At 66.3% G+C, this 18074-nt stretch carries 14 protein-coding genes; 5 read left to right on the top strand and 9 right to left on the bottom strand.

What is annotated here, in order from left to right; all coding sequences use genetic code 11:
• Positions 1–187 precede the first annotated feature (187 nt).
• Positions 188–1990, bottom strand: coding sequence for a glycoside hydrolase family 15 protein (locus LPH33_RS05045; RefSeq protein WP_229567325.1), 1803 nt, complete (start codon positions 1988–1990; stop codon positions 188–190).
• A 121-nt stretch (positions 1991–2111) separates the two neighbouring features.
• Between LPH33_RS05045 and LPH33_RS05040 the strand changes: the two genes are divergently transcribed.
• Positions 2112–3563, top strand: a complete 1452-nt coding sequence (locus LPH33_RS05040; protein ID WP_229567323.1) for an MFS transporter — start codon at positions 2112–2114, stop codon at positions 3561–3563.
• Between the two features lie 395 nt (positions 3564–3958).
• Here the strand turns inward: LPH33_RS05040 and LPH33_RS05035 are convergent, their stop codons facing one another.
• Both LPH33_RS05035 and LPH33_RS05030 read right to left on the bottom strand, forming a co-directional pair.
• On the bottom strand, positions 3959–4261 hold the full coding sequence (locus LPH33_RS05035; protein ID WP_088897863.1) for an SHOCT domain-containing protein: 303 nt from the start codon (positions 4259–4261) through the stop codon (positions 3959–3961).
• 32 nt (positions 4262–4293) lie between these two features.
• Positions 4294–4743 (bottom strand): DUF6325 family protein, encoded by a 450-nt coding sequence (locus tag LPH33_RS05030; protein WP_033096760.1) that lies wholly within the window; start codon positions 4741–4743, stop codon positions 4294–4296.
• 197 nt (positions 4744–4940) lie between these two features.
• On the opposite strand from LPH33_RS05030, the gene LPH33_RS05025 reads away from it, so the two are divergent.
• A complete protein-coding gene (locus LPH33_RS05025; protein ID WP_229567321.1) occupies positions 4941–6350 on the top strand; it encodes a hypothetical protein in 1410 nt (469 codons plus the stop codon).
• On the opposite strand, the gene LPH33_RS05020 is transcribed toward LPH33_RS05025, so the two are convergent.
• From LPH33_RS05020 to ppk2, 3 genes are read right to left on the bottom strand one after another with little or no spacing between them, the layout of a single operon-like run.
• Complete coding sequence (locus tag LPH33_RS05020; protein WP_229567319.1) at positions 6335–8050, bottom strand: SulP family inorganic anion transporter; 1716 nt, start codon at positions 8048–8050, stop codon at positions 6335–6337. The two genes, LPH33_RS05025 and LPH33_RS05020, sit on opposite strands and share 16 nt — an antisense overlap.
• 9 nt (positions 8051–8059) lie before the next feature.
• Complete coding sequence (locus LPH33_RS05015; RefSeq protein WP_229567318.1) at positions 8060–10840, bottom strand: cation-translocating P-type ATPase; 2781 nt, start codon at positions 10838–10840, stop codon at positions 8060–8062.
• Positions 10841–10870: 30 nt separating this feature from the next.
• The gene (gene ppk2 / locus LPH33_RS05010) at positions 10871–11770 is read right to left on the bottom strand and encodes a polyphosphate kinase 2 (protein ID WP_088897774.1); all 900 of its coding nucleotides are present in this window, start codon (positions 11768–11770) and stop codon (positions 10871–10873) included.
• Positions 11771–11959: 189 nt separating this feature from the next.
• On the opposite strand from ppk2, the gene LPH33_RS05005 reads away from it, so the two are divergent.
• Together LPH33_RS05005 and LPH33_RS05000 are read left to right on the top strand one after the other, a co-directional pair.
• The gene (locus LPH33_RS05005) at positions 11960–12202 is read left to right on the top strand and encodes a three-helix bundle dimerization domain-containing protein (protein ID WP_145693435.1); all 243 of its coding nucleotides are present in this window, start codon (positions 11960–11962) and stop codon (positions 12200–12202) included.
• A 3-nt stretch (positions 12203–12205) separates the two neighbouring features.
• Positions 12206–12730, top strand: a complete 525-nt coding sequence (locus LPH33_RS05000) for a DUF1269 domain-containing protein (protein WP_145693436.1) — start codon at positions 12206–12208, stop codon at positions 12728–12730.
• 35 nt (positions 12731–12765) lie between these two features.
• Here the strand turns inward: LPH33_RS05000 and LPH33_RS04995 are convergent, their stop codons facing one another.
• A complete protein-coding gene (locus tag LPH33_RS04995; RefSeq protein ID WP_145693437.1) occupies positions 12766–14823 on the bottom strand; it encodes a phage holin family protein in 2058 nt (685 codons plus the stop codon).
• Between the two features lie 35 nt (positions 14824–14858).
• Here LPH33_RS04995 and LPH33_RS04990 point away from each other — a divergent pair, with 35 nt between their 5' ends.
• The gene (locus LPH33_RS04990) at positions 14859–15665 is read left to right on the top strand and encodes an MBL fold metallo-hydrolase (protein ID WP_160873820.1); all 807 of its coding nucleotides are present in this window, start codon (positions 14859–14861) and stop codon (positions 15663–15665) included.
• A 32-nt stretch (positions 15666–15697) separates the two neighbouring features.
• Here LPH33_RS04990 and LPH33_RS04985 read toward each other — a convergent pair whose 3' ends face one another.
• Both LPH33_RS04985 and LPH33_RS04980 read right to left on the bottom strand, forming a co-directional pair.
• Positions 15698–16528 carry a class II glutamine amidotransferase gene (locus tag LPH33_RS04985; protein ID WP_120281602.1) on the bottom strand — a complete coding sequence of 277 codons (831 nt, stop codon included), beginning with the start codon at positions 16526–16528 and terminating at the stop codon, positions 15698–15700.
• 60 nt (positions 16529–16588) lie between these two features.
• A complete protein-coding gene (locus LPH33_RS04980) occupies positions 16589–17911 on the bottom strand; it encodes a diacylglycerol/lipid kinase family protein (RefSeq protein WP_229567316.1) in 1323 nt (440 codons plus the stop codon).
• Positions 17912–18074: the final 163 nt, after the last annotated feature.

Below are 18074 nucleotides of genomic sequence, written 5' to 3'. Positions count from 1 at the left end.
CCACGCCGAATCGGCGACATTCGTACGATTTCTACCGATTTCACGGCGTGCCAATGCAGTTCGTTCGATGGACAGACACCGACGATCGTGGGGGCGTATCCGGGCTGTGGGTGCCGACAGGATACATACAGCACGCACGCATTTGTGTGAAGAGCCTACGGACACATGACATTCGGATGACGTCGGGTCATACGGCCGGTGCTCCGTCGACCGGATCCACTGCCTGTGCCCGTTCGGCGACAGTGATCGCACAGGCCGCGCCGACGAGGGTGAGGTGACTGAATGCCTGGGGGAAGTTGCCGACCTGCCGTCCCGCCTGCACGTCGTACTCCTCGGCGAGCAGTCCGAGATCGTTGGCGAGTCCGAGCAACCGCTCGAACAATGCGCGGGCCTCGTCGACCCGGCCGTTGAGCGCCAACGCGCTCACCAACCAGAACGAGCAGGCCAGGAACTGACCTTCGTCTCCCGGAAGCCCGTCGTCGGTGTGCGTCGTGGAATACCTGGATACGAAGCCGTCGCGACCGAGTTCGTTCCGGATCGCGTCGATCGTGGAGGTGACCCGGTCGTCGGTCGGAGGCAGGAAGCCGACGAGCGGGATGAGCAGCACGCTGGCATCGAGTTCCGCGGAACCGTAGTACTGCGTGAACGTGCCGCGGACCGGGTCGTATCCACGTTCGCAGATCTCGTCGTGGATCTCGTCGCGGGTCCGCTTCCACCGTTCGAGAGGAGCGTCGAGCCCGAACCCCTCCGCGAGCCGGACGGCACGATCGAAGACGACCCAGGCCATCACCTTGGATTGTGTGAAATCCCGGCGGGGACCACGTGTTTCCCAGATCCCGTCGTCGGGTTCCCGCCAGATCCTCTCGACGTGCTCGATCACCGCCTGCCATCGGGGCCACATTCGCGCCTCGATCCTGCCGAGCGCCTCGGCCCCCTTGTACGCCACGCTGAGGACTTCGCCGTACACATCGAGTTGGAACTGTTCGGCAGCGGCGTTACCGACCCGCACAGGTGCCGACCCTTCGTAACCGGGCAGATGATCCACCTCGAACTCGGTCAGCCGGCGTTCGCCCCTGATCCCGTACATGATCTGGATATCGGCCGGATCACCCGTTCCCACCCGGAGCAGGAAGTCACGGAAGGCCAGGGCCTCGCCGGTGTATCCGCCGGCGAGCAGCGCCTCGAGTGCCAGCACCGAGTCGCGCAGCCAGCAGTATCTGTAGTCCCAATTGCGTACCCCGCCGAGAGCTTCGGGCAGGGAGGTGGTCGGGGCCGCCACGATCGCGCCGGTCGTCTCGTCGGTCATCCCTTTGAGGACGATCAGAGACCGGATCACCTCGTCGCGATACGCCCCCTTGTAGGTGCACCGACCGGTCCACTCGCGCCACCACTCCACGGTGCGCGCGAGCGCGGATTCGGCATCCTCGACGACGGGGGCCGGTTCGAAGGATGCGTACCGGTCCAGAGCGAATCGGTATCGGCCGCTCTCCACGGCGACGAACTCGGATTCGACGGTCCCGGCACGGATCTCCAACGGCACCGTCGTGCACAGATGGAAGGCATCCGGGCCGGCCGTCGCGACGGCACCGTCGGCCACCGCCTCGACCCATGGAGTGACGGCCGCATAGTCGGGACGCAAGGACAGATGCATCCGCATCGGCACCCGACCGCGCAGACCCTGGACGATGCGGACCAACCGAGGCGGACCCGACCCCCGGCGAGGCATGAAGTCGATCAGGCGGACGGCACCGTCCGCGGTCTCGAAATCGGTCTCGAGCACCAGGGTGCCGTCGACGTAGCGGCGGTTCACCGCCACGGGTTCCGCCTCGGGCGCGACGAGCCAGCGTCCGTGCTCCGGGCCGCCGAGCAGGGCCGCGAAACACGATCCGGAGTCGAAGGCGGGCATGCACAGCCAGTCGATCGAACCGTTCCGGCCGACGAGCGCGGAGGTCTGCAGGTCACCGATGAAGCCGTAGTCCTCGAGAAGCATGGCGGTACCCCCGCGAGAAGAGGAGTCGAGTCCTTCGATCCTCCTCTGGTCTCGGATGCGAGGTCAAGGTCACGGTTTCGACTCGTCGACGCCACTGTGCACCACCGCGGTGGATCATGACGTGCAGAGTTTCGGCGACGTCCTTCGCGACGGGAAGTACGAGATGACCGACAATCCGGTGGCGAGACCGTCCGCCCCCATCCGGCGAATGTTGCTTCCACTCGCCCTCGCTCAGTTCATCTGCAGTTTCGCAGGTTCGAACATGAACGTGATGATCAACGACATCAGCGTCGATCTGGACACCACGGTGCAGGGTGTCCAGACCGCGATCACCGTGTTCCTTCTGGTCATGGCGGCGTTCATGATTCCGGGTGGGAAGCTGACGGATCGATGGGGCCGCAAGCGATGCTTCGTCGCCGGGCTCGTCCTGTACGGCGTGGGAGCCCTCCTGAGTGCGGCAGCACCGGGTCTGGGAATCCTGATCCTGGGCAACTCGATCTTCGAAGGAATCGGCACCGCACTGCTGATCCCACCCGTCTACATCCTCACGACGATGCTCTTCACCGACATGAAGTCCCGGGCACGGGCCTTCGGCGTGATCACCGGTATGGGTGGGATCGGCGCCGCGGCGGGGCCGTTGATCGGTGGATTGATCACCACCGCGATCGACTGGCGGGCTGCCTTCGTCTTCCAGGCACTGATCGTCGCCGCCATCGTCGTTCTGAGCAGAGGACTCGAGGATCCCCTTCCCCCGGATCCGACCACCCCCTTCGACGGGATCGGTGCCGTCCTGTCCGCCGCAGGTCTCGTCTGCGTCGTCATGGGGATTCTCCAGGCGGACAACGCGCTTGCGGTGTCCGTCGGCCTCATCGGCATCGGAGTCCTGCTCATCGTGGGGTTCTTCCTGCACGTACGACGCTTCGAACGGTCCGGCAGAGTGCCACTGCTGTCGACCGGCCTGTTCCGCAATCGCACGTCGAATCTCGCGCTCGTCACCCAGAACATCCAGTGGCTGCTATTGATGGGTGTCGCGTTCGTCGTCTCGGCATTCCTGCAAGTGGTCCGCGGCTACAACGCGATCGAGACGGGCGTCATCTTCACCGCCGCGACCGCCGGTATCCTCGGTTCCTCGCTGCTGGCCGAACGGTTGGCCGCCCGGCATTCACAACGCTCCCTCATCATGAGCGGCTTCGTCGTCACCCTCGCCGGTATCGTGGTTCTGCTCCTGCTGGTGCGTGCATGGACCAGCGCATGGGCGTTCGCCCCGGGTCTGTTGCTCATCGGCGTCGGACTGGGTGCGATGCTCACTCCCTCCGTCAACGTCGTGCAGTCGGCGTTCCCGGAGGAACAGCAGGGTGAGATCTCGGGCCTGTCGCGCTGCGTGTCCAATCTGGGTTCGTCCCTGGGCACCGCCGTGGCAGGTACCGTCCTCGTCGTCGGCCTCGCCACCCCGGACCGTTCGTATGCGGCCGCGATGATCGTGCTGGCGTGTATCGGGCTCGTCGGACTCGTTGCGTCCGCACTCCTTCCCTCGAGCTCGAGTGCAGCGCCTTCCGCATCCGGAGCACGGTGACGACTGCATCGGAAAGAAAAGTCGGAGACGTACCGGACGAAACATGCTCTCCGTCAACCGATGCAGTGCGTCCTCGGTACGGCATCATGTCGACGGCGGCCGAATCGACGGTGACCGGGTGGACGGTGGCCGTGGGGACGACCAGTTCTCCGGCTCGACCTCCCCGACGTCCACGTCGTGCCCGAAGAGCTCACGGGCGAGCGCACGCGCACGATCCTGTACCTCCGCCGAGGTGAGTTCGTCCGCGAGCACCAACGACAGCCTCGCCAGACGGTCGGCCGGCTCGCCGATCCGGTGTACCGTGCACCTCCAGTCGCCCACGAGCCCGGTCCCATCGCATCGATCGTCGCGTCGGAACGGTCGTAGCCACTCGCACCGGATGCCGCACTCGTATTTCAGGATCCGAGAATTCGCGCCTTCTCCCTCTCGAACTCGGCCTCGGTGAGCACGCCCTGCGCCTTCAGTTCGGCGAGGTCCTTCAGCGCGGCGATGCGGTCCGTTCCACCCGGAGGTGAGGCGGCCGGAGGAGGCGTGGGCACGGGTTCGGGTTCGGGCGCGTACTGCGCCGGACGACCGTAGACGGCCTGCCCCTGCGATGCCCATCGCTCTCCCTGTCGACGGGAGACGCGGTTGGAGACGGCCGTCGCCGTCCCCGCTACCACTGCGGTGCGAGCCACCCCGCGGAGTAGTCCTGGCATGTCGATCTCCTCATGTATCTCGTTCGCTCGACTCACATTTCGACGTCGAGCTTCTCCAGCGAAGCCAGGATGCTCTGGACCGGGATACGCCCGGATGCGACGAGTTCGGCGCCGTTGCGACGCAGTGCCCGCGCCAGTGGAGCAGCCCAGGTGTTCTCGTAGACGAGCACGGCCGCCGAGCAGCCCGGCTCGAGCGCGGCCCCCGCTTCGTCGAAGTCGGTGTCGCCGAGCAGGCCCGAAGACGCCTCCGCGAACAACGTCACGTCGACTTCTCCCTCGAGTCCGACCTCGGAGATGTCGATCCCGGTGACCGAACCGTCGGTGTCCTTGCGGACGAACGCAAGATCGAGCACCCGGATGATGCCTCGCTCGACGAGGTCGAGCAGCAGCGGTAGCGCAGAGCCGTTCGGTGGTCGGTCGGCTGGGAATTCGATGACGAGATAGTCGACCGGGCCCATCTCGTCTATATCCGAATCGGTCACCTGGAGCCTCGTTTCGATGAAAGATCGTTCACGGAAGCCGGGAGCCGACTTCCGTCGGTGTCGTCGAGAACAGATCCCCCTCCCGTCGAGTATGACCGCCCGACGGCCACTTCTGAAGCGAATAGGGTCCAAATTCCTGCCGGAGCGATCCGCAGCGGCGCATACTGGATCCGGCCCCGAAAGGGGGCGATGCAGGGATGACCACGAACATCGACTCGGGCGGTGACGAGCCCCGACCGGGCCGGCTGGACGACGACGAACGCGCCGAACTCGATCGGTTGCGTGCGGAGGTCGCCACGCTTCGGGAGCGAGCCGTCGTCGAGGGCGAGCCCGCTCCCGAGCCGCGGCCCGCGAGACACGGATGGCGCTGGGCTGCGGTTGCGCTGCTCACCGTGCTGGTCGCGGTTCTGGCTGTCCTCTCGGTCACCGCACGCTTCGTGCGCAGCGAGATCCTCGACACCGACCGGTACGTGACCACCGTCGCCCCACTGGGCTCGAATCCCGCCATCCAGGCACAGATCGCGAATTCCGTCACCGACGAGATCTTCATGCGCGTCGACGTCGAAGGTCTGACGACCGATGCTCTGGCTGCTCTCACCGATGCCGTTCCGGCCACGGAGAACGCGCCGCGCGTCGACCGCGCCGTCGAGGGACTGGCACCGGTGATCACCGGGCAGGCGCGGAACTTCGTCAACGAGACGGTGCTGTCGCTCGTGCAGAGCGAGCAGTTCGAGGATCTGTGGATCCAGGCCCACCGCGGCGCCCACAACGCATTGGTCGCGGTCGTGACCGGGAACCTCGGACCGTCGTCGGTGACGGTCGACGATTCGGGCACGGTGAGCATCTCGCTCGGCACGGTGATCGACAACGTGAAGGGACGTCTTCTCGACCGCGGTTTCACGTTCGCCGAGAAGATCCCGAGCGTCGACAAGCAGTTGGTCCTGTTCCGATCACCGGAACTCGTCCGGGCGCAGCGGGCCGTGAACACTCTCGACAACGTTTCGGATGTGCTGCCCTGGATCACCCTCGCCGCTGCTGCCGGCGCAGTCGCTGTCGCGCCGCCCGGCCGTCGCCTACGCGCACTCGCCTTCGTGGGCCTCGCCCTGGTGGTGGGAATGTTCGTTCTGGCGGTCGCGCTCATCATCGCTCGATCGCTGTATCTCGACGATGTCCCGCCCGACGTCCTGTCGCCGGACGCGGCGGCCGCCATCATCGATGCGGTGCTGGTGCCGCTGCGGACCAGCCTTCGGGCGGTCGCGGTGCTCGGACTGGTGATCGCTCTCGGTGCCTACCTCACCGGTGGCTCGTCCTCCGCCCTGACGGTCCGTCGCGGATTCGGCCGCGGCCTCGATGCCGTCCAGCGGCTACGTCGGCCTCGCCCGCCGAATACCTTCGAAGAAGCGGCCTTCCGTGCCCGCGTTGCAATCCGGGCGGTCGTCATCGGAGTGGCTGCACTGCTCGTGATGTTCTGGCGTTACCCCACCGGGCTGGTGGTTGCGTTCATCGTGCTGGGTGCGGTTCTGGCACTGCTCGCCCTCGAGCTGGTGATCAGGCCGGCCCGCACGCCGGAGGACCGACCGACGACCGAGGATCAACCGACGACCTGATCGTTGCCGCGACCGGTCCTGCCGATGAAGGCGTCCACCGCGTCCTCGAGGGTGGGATGGAACCGGCTCGGGTCGAATCTGTCGCCCACCCCGAATCTGATGAGCCGGTCCTTGATCGGCCCTTTCATCTCGGCGAACACGAGGCGGATGCCGTTGCCTTCCAGATAGGCGTCGAGGTCGACGAGCTCGTCGACGGCGGTCGTGTCCAGTCCCGTGATCGGTTCGGCCGCGATGACCACCCATTCGACAGGCGCTTCGGTTCGGGCCACCACCGACCGCACGTACTGATCGAAGATCTCCCCGTTGGCGAAGAACAGCGGGGCGTCGAACCGGACGATCACCAGACCCGGGATACGACTGCCCTCGGGATGACGTTCTACGTCGTGGAATCCCGGACGATCGGCGGTCCGCACGAGCTCGGTGCGATACGGCTGCCAGGCGCGCGCGACCACCGAGACGAAGGACAGACCGATCGCGACGAGGATGCCTTGCAGCACGCCCACCAGAGCGACCCCGAGGAAGGCCGCGACCGCCAGCCCGAACTCGACCGTGCTCATCTGCCACATCCGGACCATTCCCCGGACGTCCACCAGTGCGGTGGCGGCGACGATCACCACGGCGCCGAGCGTCGCATCGGGTAGATAGGTGGTCAACCCCGGAGCGACGAGAACGAAGACGAGAACGGCGACCGCTCCCACAACGCAGGCGAATTGGGTTCGCGCGCCGCTCTGCTCGGCGACCGGTGTCCGGGATCCGCTCGCCGAGACCGGGAACCCTCCGAACAGTCCCCCGGCGATGTTCGCTACGCCCACCGCTTTCATCTCCGTGCTTCCGTTCACGTTCTCGCCTCGTCGCGCGGCGAAGGTGCGGGAGAGCACTCCGGTGTCGGCGAAGGCGATCAGCGCGATGCCGGCTGCCGGTCCGACGAGCCGGGCCACGTCCGACCACTCGACACCGCCGAACGACGGGAGCGGAAGTCCGTCGGGTAGCGCACCGACCATCCCTATGTCGTCGGTGAGATCGAGTGCGGCAGAGGCGATGATGGCTGCGACGACCGCGACCAGGACTCCCGGGATCCGTGGCAACCACAAGCGGAAGCCCACGATGACCGCGAGGGAGGCGAGCCCGATAACCGCTGCGACGGGGTCGATCCCACCGTTCACGACGGTCTCTGCGATCTCCCGGATCTCTCCGAGGAGACCGGGCGCGTCGACCGAGAAGCCCAGCAGTTTCGGAAGCTGTCCGACGATGACGACGAGGGCGATGGCGTTCAGGTAACCCAGCCGGATCGGTTTGGACAGCAGTTCGGTGACGAAGCCGAGGCGCAGGAAACCTCCGACGAGCAGGATCACGCCGACGAGTACGCCGAGTACCCCGGCGAAGACCAGCGCGCTCTCCGGATCGTCCGCAACGGCGAGCGGAAGGACGGCCGCAGCGATGAGCGGAGCGAGCGAGGAATCCGGGCCCAGGACGAGGATCTTCGACGGGCCGACCACCGCATAGGCCAGGAGCGGAACGATGGTCGCGTAGAGCCCGGCATAGGCGGGCAATCCGGCCGCTTCGGCGTAACCCATCCCGGCCGGAATGAGCAGCGCGGTGAGCACGAGGCCGGCAGTGATGTCCGGTCTCAACCATTCACGGCGGTAGGCACGAGCCGTGGCGATTCCGGGTAGCGCCCCCGGCCCCTCGATCCGCGGCATGACCCCGCCTCAGTGGGCCCGCGCAGGAGCAACCGCCGCAGGCGCGGGAATCGACAGGTCCGGCGAGCGTCGGCGACGTCGAACCGCCTTCTCCGCTTCCACCACGACCGGAATGATCACCGACCAGCCGATACAGACCAGCCATTGAGCACCCGTCAGCGACGTCGTCATGAGGAGGTCCTGAAGGAATCCCAACTCCACGGCGAACACCGTGACCACCACCGGAATCGCCAGGATCCGGACGGCGCCCACGATCGGCGCGGAGAATCCGGATTCCGGATCGCGTCGCATGGACAGTCCTGCGAGAACGGATCCGAACGACAATACGACGAACGCGGTCGTCATCGCCACGGTCGGCTCCGTCGTGCTCATCTCACCGGGAGCGAGGAGCATCGCCGCGAGTGCGACGGCGAACTGAAGGGTTCCGTAGAACGACCACTGCACGAAGGCTGCCCTGTTGGCGATCGGTGTGTTCGGGTCGCGAGGCGGTTTGCTCATCAGATCCGGCGAGGGCGGGTCGAGCATGATGACGGCCACCGGGAACAACGTGATGAAGAAGTGCTGGAACAGCACCATCAACGGGGTCAGGGCGACGCCGTCGTTGATGTCGAAGATGCTCGCGACGAGGAAGAGCAGGACGAGCGACAACAGCTTCGACATCTGGTACCGGATGTAGGACACGATCTTCTCGTAGATGTTGCGTCCCAGGCGTATCGCAGTGACCAGCGTCCCGAAGTTGTCGTCGGTCAGCACGATTCTTCCGGCCTGCTTCGTCACTTCGCTGCCCGACCCCATCGCAACTCCGATGTCGGCCTTCTTCAGAGCTGCGGCGTCGTTGACGGCGTCCCCGGTCATCGCGACGACCGCACCGCCCTTCTGCATGAGATCGACGAGTCGGAGTTTGTCCTGGGGAGTGACCCGACCGAACACGTGCAGGTTAGGAAGTTCTGCCGCCAGAGCCTCGTCGGGCATCGCACGAAGGTCGGGTCCGCTGACGACGCCCGGTCCGAGACCGAGCTCGGCGCCGATCGCGGAGGCGGTGATCGCATGATCGCCGGTGATCATGCGGACATCGATACCTGCCGCGTGCGCGGTGCGCACCGCCTCGATCGCTTCGGGCCGAAGCGGATCGATGATGCCGACCATCCCGACGAAGGTGAGATCGTCCACGAACGACATCGGATCGATCCGCACCGCTTCCTCCTGCCCGTCGACGAGACGGGCCGCGAACGCCAGGACCCGCAGTCCCTTCTCGGACAGGGCTCGGTTCGCCGCGAGGATGTCGTCACGAACCTCGTCGAGCGGAACCGCTCGTCGTCCAGGGCGAAAGGCGCTGCCGCACTGCGCGAGAACCACGTCCGGGGCGCCTTTGACGAGCTCGACGAACCGTGTGGCACCGTCGACCGGCAGGTGATGGAACGTCGCCATGAACTTGTACGCCGAGTCGAACGGCACTTCGGCGACGCGGGGATACGACCGGCGGGTGAGCGGGGCGTCGATGCCGAGTTTGGCGGCCAGCACGACCAGAGCCGCCTCGGTGGGATCTCCGACAACCACTCCGCTGTCGGACACCGTGGCATCGCTGTCGAGGCACAATCCGTATGCGAGAAGAGTGAAATCGGGCAGCTCGTCGCCGGCGGCACGCGTGATCCGCCCGGTCTTGCTGTATCCCTCACCGTCCACGGTGTACCACCGGGTGTGGAAGTACAACGAGCGCACGGTCATCTGGTTCATCGTGAGCGTACCGGTCTTGTCCGAGTTGACCGCGTTCGTGGCACCGAGGGTCTCGACATCGGAAAGGTTCTTGACGACGGCCTTCGCTTCGGCGAGCTGCCGGGCACCGAAAGCGAGCATCGCCTGCACGAAGGTCGGCAGTCCGGTCGGGATCGCCGACACCCCCATGGCGATGCCCAGCAACAGCACCGTGGTCAGATCCTGCCCACGGATCACGCCGATGACGACGATGACGGCAACCGCGGTCCAGGCGATGACGCCGAGCAGCCGGGTCAGCGAGTCGAGTTCGCGTTGCAACGGTGACTTGCTCGGAGCAACGGCCGAGAGCATCGACGCGATCCGGCCCATTTCGGTGTCCATGCCCGTTTCCGTCACCACCATCCTGGCGGTACCACGAGTGACGGATGTGTTCTGGAACAGCATGTCGGAGCGATCGCCCAGGGGCACGTCACCGACGGGAAGGGTCGCGGGGTCCTTCGGAACGGGTGCACTTTCTCCGGTGAGCGCTGCTTCCTGCGTCTCGAGCGTCGCCGACGTGATCACACGTCCGTCCGCGGGCACGAGGTCGCCGGCTTCGAGTTGCACGATGTCGCCGGGCACCAGGTCGGTGGCCCCGATCTCGCTCAACACTCCGTCGCGGATCGTTCGCGCCTGCGGAGTCTGCATTCTCGCGAGGGCGTCCACGCTCGCACGGGCCTTCACTTCCTGCCGCGTGCCCAGCACCACATTGAGTGCGACCAGGACGACGACGACGAGTGCGGTGGAGATCTCCCCGATCACGATGCTGACCGCCGTCACGGCGATCAACATCAGGTTCATCGGATCCCGTACCTGCCGCAGTGCGATCGTCCACGTGGACGGTGCGGGTTCGGACACGATCGTATTGGGTCCGAAGCGTCGGCGACGTTCGTCCGCCTCTGCCGTGGTGAGACCGGATCGTTCGTCGGAGGACAGCGCTGCGATCACGTCGGCGGCGTCGGTGGCATACCAGGACGGTTCTTCCCGATCGGGGACGAAATGCTTCGCTCGGTCCGGTCCGGATCTCGTAGTGGCCATCGCGGTTCGTCCTTCCCTACCGGAAGAGCCTCAGTAGAGCGTGGGTATCCAGTGAAGAGGCTGGGTCGGTGCCGTGTACCCATCGGCGTCCTGCCGCTGCGGCAGAACCAGATCGGGGCGCTCGAGCGGCTCGTAGGGGATCCGGTCGAGCAGATGGGCGATGACGTTGAGACGACCACGTTTCTTGTCGTCGTTGTCGACGACATACCAGGGAGCCCAACCGGTATCGGTGAAGTGGAACATCTCGTCCCGTGCCCGGGAGTAGTCGTACCAGCGTGTGTACGACTCCAGATCCAGATTCGACAGCTTCCAGGTCTTGCGAGGATCGTCGATGCGACTCTGCAAGCGCAGCGTCTGTTGCTCCGGGCTCACTTCCAGCCAGTACTTCAGAAGGATGATGCCGGAGTCCACGATCGCGCGTTCGACCGTCGGGATCATCTGGAGGAAATGCTGTGCCTCCTCCTCCGTGCAGAAGTTCATCACTCGTTCGACGCCGGCGCGGTTGTACCAACTGCGATCGAAGATCACGACCTCACCTCCGGCCGGCAGGTGGGGTACGTAGCGCTGGATGTACATCTGAGACCGTTCACGCTCCGTGGGTGCGGGCAACGCGACGACGCGGAAGACCCTGGGACTCACTCGTTCCGTGATCGCCTTGATGACACCACCCTTACCTGCGGTGTCGCGACCCTCGAACAGGATGCAGATACGAACTCCGGACGATCTCACCCATTCCTGCACGGCGACGAGTTCGGCGTGCAACGGACGGAGCAGGCGACGGTACTCCTTGTTCTTCATGGGTTCGCGGACCGGCGATGCGCCCTGCTGCGGTGGACCGGGGGGACGAAGAGCGCCGGAATCGGAACGCGCGGTGAGCGACTTCTCCGGCGATCTCTTCCGGTGCTTCTCGTGCCCCGTCTTGTGTCCCACGGTTCTCCCTCGGACGTTCACCCATTGTCCGCCTCCGACCCCGCGTTCGTGGGAGAACGATCGGTTCGGAGCGATGAATGCGGACCGGCCACCACGTGCCGCAGGTGTTGCCGAATCGTGCCCGGAAACGGTGCATCCGATGCCGTTTCGAGCCTTGACGTATCTCGGGGCCGACGTCACGCTTGGCCGATGAGCGGTGACGACGAGTTCCGTCAGATCCAGCAGGTGATCGAACGCCTGATCGTTCGATATCCGCTCGTTCCTCCCGACGACATCGCACGTGCGGTGCACGGCGTCTATCGCCGATTCGCCACGAGCAGGGTCCGAGACTTCGTTCCGCTCCTCGTCGAGAAGGCGGTGAAACGTGAACTCTCCGAACCTACGACTCTCGATTCCGTTCTTCCGCCCGCGATTCCGGATATCGGAAGGTAGGACGTGAGCAAGCACGAGCACGACATGCTGCTTGTGAGCGCTGCAGCATACGACCGCGTCGACGATGCCGTGGCCGACTTCGATCGCCTCGAACGCCTCCACCGCGAGGTGCGTCCGTTCCACGACTTCGACGCGTCCGTCATCGTCAAGGACGAGAACGGGAAGGTCCGCGTCGTCGAGAAGCACGAGCACCACACCCGTCACGGCGCGGCGATCGGTCTCGGCTGGGGTCTGGCCGCGGGAGTGGTGGCCGCACTCTTCCCGCCGGTGGGCATCGGCCTCGTCGGCACCACGGCCGGCGGAACGGCGCTCGGTGCACTGCTCGGACATGCCGGTGACCGAATGGGACGCGCCGACGTCGACGAACTCGGCGAGACCCTCGAAGCGGGACAGGCCGGCGTCGTCGCGGTATACGACGTCGACCTCGCCGACCGGGTCGCCGACGAGATGAGATCGGCCCGCCGGATCGTCTCCAGGACCACCGGGATCGCCACCGCCGACCTTCGCGGCACCGACCGGAATCCCTGACCGTACCGACGGAAAGAACCCTGTACGAACGGCTTTCATTCCATCCGAGCCGGGTCGCCCGACCGGGTCGTCGCGTCGTGACCGGTCGCGGCCGTCGACGGTCGCGACGAGAGATCCCGCCACCCGACGAGCACCTCGTGTACGTTCTCGGCACCTTTCAGCGGCTCGGGTGGAGGGGGCAGCGTGGCCGGGTAGAGGAGGAAGGGGGTGCCCTGCGGGCCACCCATGCCGCCGTGCGAGCCGACCTGCTCCTCGAATGCCGCGACCTCGTCGGTCTCCGGCCAGTAGGCACCACCGACCATGATGTCGGCGACGTTGCCGAAGGTGTCGGTGCGCCGGATCTTCGACAGTGCGTCGGGTCCCATCACCTCGAGGGGGTTCCGGCCGGTGACCTCGCCGGTCGTCACGTCCACCCGGCCGTGGGGTCCGAGCACGACGGATCCGCCCGGAGCGGCAACGAGGAGGAAGCCGATTCCGGGATGCTCCCGGAGCCCGGCGAGCAGTCCCGGATGCGCCGCCTCGATGGCGTCGATGTCGGCGCGACCGGGCAGGTGCGGGAAGTAGATCAGGCCGAGATTGCCCGAGCCGAGAACGATCGGCTCACCGGCGGCCGGGCGCGGCTGCTCGTCGGCGGCAGCGTGCATGCTGGCTGCGGCATAGGCGCGACCCTCCGCTCCGGGTTGAGCGGATCCCTCTCCCCTGTGCTGGTGCCTGTGACCGTCCGCCGCGACCGAACGGGACCGTGTGGCCAGCCGGACCACCAACTCCCCCAGGCTTTCCCCGTAACGCTGCAGGAAGGTCGCACCCTGACTCTGTCCGTGATCCGAGAGCACGACGACGCGATAGGACCGGTCGGACTGTTCCGCCACGGCAAGGAGCATCTCGATGATGTCGTCGACCTTCGTGAGCACGGCCAGCGTTTCGGGTCGAGATATCCCCGAGTGGTGCGAGACTTCGTCGTAGCCGATCAGATCGAGGTAGACGACGGCACGTCCCTTGATCAGATCACCGACCACGGCAGCAGCGGTGACGTCGGTGGCGAGAACGGTCGCGAAGGCGCGGACGAACGGATAGATTCCGCCTCGCGGTACTCGTGGCCGAATGTCCTTCCGCTTCTGGCGCAGTGACTGACGAAGTTCCCGTTGCAGTTCCGCGATCATCCGGATGAAGGTGCGCAGTGCGCTCGCCGGGTCGGCGAAGTACGCGCTGTAGCCGGCGCCTCCACCGAGTCGGGCACCACGCATACGACTGACGACCAGCACGTTGTCCTGTGCGCCACCGGTGAACAGGTTGCCCCGGCTCGCACCGTCGTGCGCGAGCAACCCGGGCCGGTCTGCTCGTTCGAGTTCGCGTTGTTCGTTGTCGGCGGGGTTGCTGAACACGGAGATGCGCCCGGTCGTCTTGTCGTACCAGCGGAATGCGGGCACGTTGTGATTGGACCCGTGCAGTACACCCAGCTGTGTCGCACCGGTCTGGCTGCTCCAATCCGTGTACCACGGCACCAGCCGGTGGGTCTCACGCACCAGTTTCGCCAGGCCGGGCGTGACACCGTCGGCGATCGCCCGCCGCAGGACGTCGTATCCGAGTCCGTCGATCTGGATGCACAACAGCCCCGGAGTCGCGTCCACGAGCGTCGCGTTGCGCCGCAGGCGGAACCGGTTCCGTCGCACCTGCATCAACCGATAGGCGGTATCGGAGCGCGAGGCGATCGCGCCCGAGACGACCGAGGTGACCAACGAGACCAGTGCGGCGAGGACGATCGCGTCGAGCGGGCGGTCCACCGTGGCGACCGGTACCAGGTACAACGTCAGCAGCATGATCGCGCCACCGGCCAGGAACACCCCGGCGAACAACAACACCGGGCCGACCCACGACATCAACCGCATCATCACCGGCCACAGGGCCGCGTTCAGCAGACCGAACACCAGCGCGAGTACCAGAGCAGCCGGGAGCGTCGGTATCGGAGCGAAGCCGGACCGATCCAGGGTGATGCCGCCGAGGACGCGGTCGAGCACGACGAGCACGAGCGCCGACGATCCCCACAACACGAGGAACTCGACGAGTATTCGCAACAAGCTGCCCACCGTACGCATCGCGGGCCCCTTCCCACGTCTGGAATCGTAAGGTCATGAGCACGCCACCGCGGGGGAATGCCCCGGCATCCGGTCTGCGCTGGCTCGGACACGCCACCACGCTGATCGAGGACCGCGGGACGGTCGTCCTGACCGATCCGGTGCTCACCGATCGCGTCGCGCACCTGCGCCGACGCCGGGGCCCCGCCCCGGCCGGACCGCGCGTGCTCGACCCGGATGCGGTGCTGCTCTCGCACCTGCACACGGACCACACCCACCTGCGGTCGCTGGGAAGGCTCGATCCGGACGTTCCGATCGTGGTCCCACGGGGAGCGGTCGACGGATTACCGGCACTGCGTCGGTTCGACGACCGGTTGGTCCCGCTGCGTCCCGGCGAGGCGACACGGATCGGCACGGTCACCGTGCGTGCCGTGCCCGCCCGACACGACGGTCGCCGTTGGCGGCGCGGCCCGGAGTTCGCCCCGGCGGTCGGATACGTCGTCGAGGGAGACCGGCGCACCTATTTCGCCGGCGACACGGATCTCTATCCCCGTCTTGCCGGGCATGTCGGCCCGGTGGATCTGGCGTTGCTCCCCGTGGGAGGTTGGGGACCCACGCTCGGTGACGGTCATCTCGATCCCGCTCGGGCCGCGGTCGTCGCCCGTCTGGTGGAGGCGAGTCTGGCCGTACCGATCCACTACGGCACGCTGTGGCCGATCGGATTCGACGCCGTTCGGCCCCGGTTGTTCTTCGGTCCGGGCGCCGAGTTCGTCCGCCGGGCCCACAACGCCGGGATCGCTGCCGTGGAGCTGACTCCGGGCGATTCACTCGACACATCGGGTCCCGGCCGGAACGAGCGGTGACATGGACTCCGACAGCAAAGAATTCGTCGTGATCACATCGAGCGCACGGGTGAGATCGGCGCGAACGGCCGGAACTCCTGGTCGCTCCCCCGAACGACACCCGCGCTCGACTCGGGAACCTCCAGCCAGGCCCCTTCGAGATCCCGAAGGGGTTCGGACACCACGAAGCGGGTGTCGTCTCCCAGCTGGTACAGCACTTCCACTTCGGGATGCTGCGCCCGTATCGCCTTGATGTCGGCCGAGTAGAACAACGAGCGTGTCTTCCGCTCCGTCGAATACCGGAACACCCAGACGCTGCTGCCGTCGGTGGTGGCGATCGTTCCCTGCATGGGATTCTCGATGCCCATGCGGGCTCCGATATCCTCCACGAAACCGACGGCCTTCGCCACGCCGGTGAACGGGTCGTCGGCGAGGCCGAAGGTGAGCGCGAGGTAGAACAGCATCTCGGAATCCGTCGACCCCCGGATCGCGTCGTAGAGGCTCGCATCGACGGCCATCGCCAGGTCCCGTTTCATGAGGTGGAATCCGTGCACCGCCCCGTTGTGCATCCACAACCTGTTCTCGTAGCGGAAGGGATGGCAATTGGTGCGCTGCACCGGAGTTCCCGTCGAGGCGCGGACATGCGCGAACATCAACGGCGTACGGATCTGCGTGGCGAGCTCGCGGAGGTTGCTCTCGTTCCAGGCGGGTTCGATGCACTTGAACAATGCGGGCCTCGGGCCCTCTCCGTACCAGCCGATGCCGAAGCCGTCCCCGTTCGTGGTAGTTGCGCCCATCTTGGAATGCAGGCTCTGGTCGATCAGGGAGTGCACCGGCCGGAACAGGAGGTCGTCCATCAGGACGGGATCACCGGTGTACGCCATCCATCTGCACATCCCTCCATTGAAGTCGTAGGATGCGCCGGAATGTGAGATCCGAAGAGTTCAATTCGGCCACAATATCTTCCGCAACCGAACGGAATCGAGGTGCGGGGGCGGCACACGCGCTCCCGGACGGTTGCGGGGAACACGAACTCGTAGCGCTCCGGTGGAGATCGTGCATCGGACGGGTGTCGACAGCATCACCGACTCACCGTCGACTCCGACCGGAATCTCCGGTACGTCCGCATCGACGACCACTTCTGTGGCGGTGCGCTGCAACAGGCCTCGGTTGTGGGTGCGACGGAACAGGCCGACCGCCTGGCGTGCGTTCGAGACCGAGATCGCGACGACACCGAGCCGGCCGCTGTCCAGGCGGGGCCGTCGGCCCATTCCTGCCAGGTCGTCGAAGGCGTACGGACCGTTGCTGACCAACACCGCCTGAGGCCCGTCGACGGTCTCCGTGTCGATGTGTGCCCGCAAGCCCGGCCGGCCCTGCTCCCCGAGCAGATCGGGCAGCATCTGCAGCACCGTCGCCGTCTTGTCGGCACGATACTGCGGACTCCGCACCGCCTCCGCGTAGACACCGAAGGACGCATTGTTGACGAACGGCCGCCCGTTGATCCGGCCGAGATCGACGCGCAGTTCGACCCCGTCCCGGAGGGCGTCCAGACCTGCCGCGGGATCCTCCCGGTCGAGCCCGAGGTCGAGGGCGAAATGATTCCGGGTTCCGGCGCTGATCACCACGAACGGAAGCCGGTGTTCCGCTGCGACCGCCGCGACCAGGGCCTGCGTTCCGTCGCCACCCGCGACGCCGAGCAGGTCCGCCCCTCGTTCGACGGCTTCCTCCGCCAGCTCGGTGACGTCGAGTTGCTGCGGACCGCTCAGCAGCACCACTTCGGCCCCGAGTTCCTCGGCCTTGCGCTGCAGGTCGAAACGGACGACCTTGCCGCCGCCCGAGCGTGGATTCATGACGAAGAACGGGTGCTGTACGGGAACGGCCGGGAACTCAGGCTGCGGGCTCACGCGATCGGCCCGCAGGGCACGGCGTCCGCACGCGACCGCCACAGCGACGAGCAGCACCGACACGATCGCAACCCACAGGTGACCCGACGCCGCGAAGACGACGATCACGACCACCGGCGCGAGGACGGTCACGGCCAGAGCCGCCCCGCGGATCACGCCCCGGTGGGTGAGGAACCAGTAAGCCGCGGCAACGGCCAGGGCTGCACCGGCCGCAGCGACCAGCAACAGCGCGACGACACCGCGCAGACCGGCTTCGGCGATCGGAAGCACGATGGCAACGATCAGCACCACCACGGCGGTCCACGCCCACCGGCGGGAATCGGCGGGTACCGGATCCCGATGCGATTCGTGTTCCTCGGCCATCGACTCGACCTCGCAATCGTTCCTGCGCGCCCGGGCAGCCGACCTCGCGGGCCGGACGGACTTCTCGGGTCGAGGACCGACCACTTCTTCCGAGCTTGGCACGATCGTGTGCGGGTGAGGAGTGTTTTGCCGTTGCAGAATTTTCTGCGACACCGCACGTTTC

This window comes from Rhodococcus sp. RDE2 (assembly GCF_020885655.1).
Classification (GTDB): Bacteria; Actinomycetota; Actinomycetes; order Mycobacteriales; family Mycobacteriaceae; genus Rhodococcus; species Rhodococcus pyridinivorans.
The sequence above is the reverse complement of the archived record's forward strand: the minus strand, read 5'-3'. Positions and strand labels throughout refer to the sequence as shown.

Bases quoted from the DNA above. Each gene is read 5' to 3' on its own strand.
- LPH33_RS05045 (WP_229567325.1), bottom strand. From the start codon at position 1,990: ATGCTTCTCGAGGACTACGGCTTCATCGGTGACCTGCAGACCTCCGCG.
- LPH33_RS05035 (WP_088897863.1), bottom strand. From the start codon at position 4,261: ATGCCAGGACTACTCCGCGGGGTGGCTCGCACCGCAGTGGTAGCGGGG.
- LPH33_RS05025 (WP_229567321.1), top strand. From the start codon at position 4,941: ATGACCACGAACATCGACTCGGGCGGTGACGAGCCCCGACCGGGCCGG.
- LPH33_RS05020 (WP_229567319.1), bottom strand. From the start codon at position 8,050: ATGCCGCGGATCGAGGGGCCGGGGGCGCTACCCGGAATCGCCACGGCT.
- LPH33_RS05015 (WP_229567318.1), bottom strand. From the start codon at position 10,840: ATGGCCACTACGAGATCCGGACCGGACCGAGCGAAGCATTTCGTCCCC.
- LPH33_RS05005 (WP_145693435.1), top strand. From the start codon at position 11,960: ATGAGCGGTGACGACGAGTTCCGTCAGATCCAGCAGGTGATCGAACGC.
- LPH33_RS04995 (WP_145693437.1), bottom strand. From the start codon at position 14,823: ATGCGTACGGTGGGCAGCTTGTTGCGAATACTCGTCGAGTTCCTCGTG.
- LPH33_RS04990 (WP_160873820.1), top strand. From the start codon at position 14,859: ATGAGCACGCCACCGCGGGGGAATGCCCCGGCATCCGGTCTGCGCTGG.
- LPH33_RS04985 (WP_120281602.1), bottom strand. From the start codon at position 16,528: ATGGCGTACACCGGTGATCCCGTCCTGATGGACGACCTCCTGTTCCGG.
- LPH33_RS04980 (WP_229567316.1), bottom strand. From the start codon at position 17,911: ATGGCCGAGGAACACGAATCGCATCGGGATCCGGTACCCGCCGATTCC.